The sequence below is a fragment of the Dokdonella sp. genome (assembly GCF_039926425.1).
GTDB lineage: Bacteria > Pseudomonadota > Gammaproteobacteria > Xanthomonadales > Rhodanobacteraceae > Dokdonella_A.
Genome location: NZ_JBDSWZ010000160.1, coordinates 1 through 2,923, shown reverse-complemented (window position 1 = coordinate 2,923; position 2,923 = coordinate 1). Strand labels below are relative to the sequence as shown.

The following is a 2,923-nucleotide window of genomic DNA, read 5'->3' as shown; positions in this document are numbered from 1 at the left end:
CGCCATCGATACGAGGAATGCAATATCCGCGCGCTGCGCCGCGAGCATCATGCCGGTCAGCGCTCCCATACTGTGACCGATCAACCCGATCGGAACATCCTTCAGGTCGTGGCGACTTTGCAGATATTCCACTGCGGCCGCCATGTCGTCGGCCTCATCGGCGAGCGTGATCGCCGAGCGATCGCCGCTGGACTCGCCGACACCGCGATTGTCCAGTCGCAGCACGGCATATCCTTTCCGGGTCAGATAGTCCGCGAGTATCCAGAACGGCTTGTGCCCGAATACCGTTTCGTCGCGGTCCATCGCGCCCGAGCCGGTGATCAACAACGCGATGGCGCGCGGCCCGTGGTCAGCTGGAATGGTCAGCGTTCCGGCCAGCAGACGTCCGGCAGCCAAATTGCCGACCTGCGCTCGCTCGATCGAGTAGCCGAAAGGAGCCTGCGGCGTCTGTGGTCGCACGGGCGCGACTTTTACCATGTCGCCCGCATGCAGGGTCAACGGATGGCGCTTCTCCTGCTGCCAGAACGCGCCAACGATGCTCGCTCCGTCGCTGCCCAGTTCACCCACATAGTCGCCAAACGAGCGGGTGGCGAATCGAAGAATGCCATCGCCGAACGACAATTCGCGAACGGCAATTCCGACGCGTTGCTGCTGCGGGAAATCTGCCAAGGCTGTCAGGTTCGACTCATTGTTGTCGAATCGCAGCACGATGGGAATAGGTACCTCGCCGAACTGGATCGCGCCGTGCCAAGTGCCGTGGATGGCGGGTGAACGCGGTCGCAACGGGCCTACGCGTTGATTGGGTCGATTCAAACGGAACCTCCAATAGGTTCGAAAGCACTGGTTTTCATGCGTGCAAACCTTAGCAGGCGCATCGCGAAAAACCGCGTGTGCGATGGACGGCTATTCATCCGCTGTCGTATGATGGTTACAGATGCTGGCGGCGTATGACGCGCAAATCCACCGGGCAGCTAAGTTGCCTCGCGTCGTGGGTACATCGTGCTCGCTGGTGCGCGTCACGATCATCCAATGCTTTCACTTCGTTGCGGCAGCGATGCCTTCAATCGCCACCTCGACCATCAGGTCGATCTCGTCGGGCGTGATGCAGTACGGCGGCATGAAGTAGACGACGTTGCCGAGTGGACGCAGCAGCACGCCGCGCTCGAGGCCGTGGCGATACACGCGAAGCCCGCGCCGTTCGGCGGCGGGAAACGGCGCGCGCATTTCCTTGTCGCGCACCAGTTCCAGCGCGGCGATCATTCCGGTCTGGCGCACGTCGGCGACGTTTGGATGATCGATCAACGGCGCGAGCTTTGCGGCCAGATGGGCCGACAGCACGCGGTTGCGTTCGAGCACCGGTTCGTCGCGCAACACCGACAGAGTCGCCAGCGCCGCGCGGCAGGCGAGCGGATTGCCGGTGTAGCTGTGCGAATGCAGAAACGCCTTTCCGGCGGAATATTCCGCATAGAACGCATCGAACACGTGTGCCGTCGTCAACACCGCGGACAACGGCAATGTACCGCCGGTCAGTCCTTTCGAGAGGCACAGGAAGTCGGGCGCGATGCCACCTTGCTCACAGGCGAACAGCGTGCCGGTGCGGCCGAAGCCGACTGCAATTTCGTCGGCGATGAGGTGGATGTCGAATTCGTCGCACAGCGCGCGAAGGCCAGTGAGATAACTCGCGTCATGCATGCGCATGCCGCCGGCGCATTGCACGAGCGGCTCGATGATGATTGCGCACGTTTCGTGCGCGTGGCGCTCGAGAATCGATCGCAGCTCGCCGAGCCGACGTACTGCGCAATCCGCGGCAGATTCGCCCGGTTCACCTTCGTACGCATCAGGCGATGGCGCAAAGATCGGCGCGAGCAGCAATGGAGAATAGGTTTCGCGATACAGCGCGACATCGGTGACCGACAACGCGCCGAGTGTTTCACCGTGATAGCCGCCGGTCAGTGCAATGAAGCGCGTTCGTTCGCCGCGACCGCAGTTGCGCCAATAGTGGAAGCTTAGTTTCAGTGCGACCTCGACAGCGCTCGAACCGTTGTCGGCGTAGAACACGCGCGTCAACGTTCGGCTGGTGTCGGTGTCTGCGGGATCAATGACGGCCGGCTTCCGCGTTGCCGAAGGTTTGGGCGCGATGCGCACGAGTTCTTCGGCAAGCTGGATTGCCGGCTCATGCGTGAATCCCGCAAGCATCACGTGGTCGAGACGGTCGAGTTGATCCTTCAACGCGGCGACGATCGTCGGATGTCGATGCCCGAGCAGGCAGGTCCACCACGAACTGACCGCGTCGAGCGTGCGCCGGCCGTCATGACCGGTCAGCCACGCGCCTTGTGCGCTGGCGATCGGCGTCATCGGCAAGGTTTCGTGATCGTGCATCTGTGTGCACGGGTGCCAGACGACGGCGAGATCGCGAGCCGCGAGTTGCGCGGAGTATGAATTGGGCATGGCTGCTATGATCCGGGCGGTTCCCGTATTCGCACAAGCCCCGCCATGCCGATCCCGTCCCGCACCGTCCCCGCGATTCCCTGCCGCCGGCTGTCGCGCGGGTTCACGTTGATCGAAATCCTCGTGGTCGTGGTGATCCTCGGCATTCTTGCCGCGATCGTCGTGCCGCGCGTGATGGAGCGGCCTGGCGAAGCGCGCGTGACGCGCGCGAAACAGGACATCTCCGGCATCGTCACAGCGCTCAGCCTGTACAAGCTCGACAACTTCGCCTATCCCGGCAGCGAACAGGGTCTCGATGCGCTCGTCACCAAACCGGCGGGCCAGCCCGACGCCCCGAACTGGAAAGGTCCGTACCTTGATCGCGTTGCAAAGGATCCGTGGGGCAAGCCGTATCTCTACGCGCATCCGGGCCAGCACGGCGACATCGACGTCTACAGTTACGGCTCCGACGGCAAACCCGGCGGCGACGGCGAAT

Annotated in this window: 3 protein-coding genes; 1 reads left to right on the top strand and 2 read right to left on the bottom strand. The window is 62.9% G+C overall.

Features of this window, described 5'->3' with window-relative positions:
• Both ABIV12_RS09360 and ABIV12_RS09355 read right to left on the bottom strand, forming a co-directional pair.
• Nucleotides 1-708, bottom strand: a 708-nt coding sequence (locus ABIV12_RS09360; protein WP_348058559.1) for an alpha/beta fold hydrolase, incomplete at its 3' end; no start/stop codon positions are given.
• A gap of 327 nt (nucleotides 709-1,035) precedes the next feature.
• Nucleotides 1,036-2,448 (bottom strand): adenosylmethionine--8-amino-7-oxononanoate transaminase, encoded by a 1,413-nt coding sequence (locus ABIV12_RS09355; protein WP_348058557.1) that lies wholly within the window; start codon nucleotides 2,446-2,448, stop codon nucleotides 1,036-1,038.
• Between the two features lie 45 nt (nucleotides 2,449-2,493).
• Between ABIV12_RS09355 and gspG the strand changes: the two genes are divergently transcribed.
• Nucleotides 2,494-2,923: type II secretion system major pseudopilin GspG (gene gspG, locus ABIV12_RS09350; protein WP_348058555.1), on the top strand; the 430-nt coding region annotated here is incomplete at its 3' end.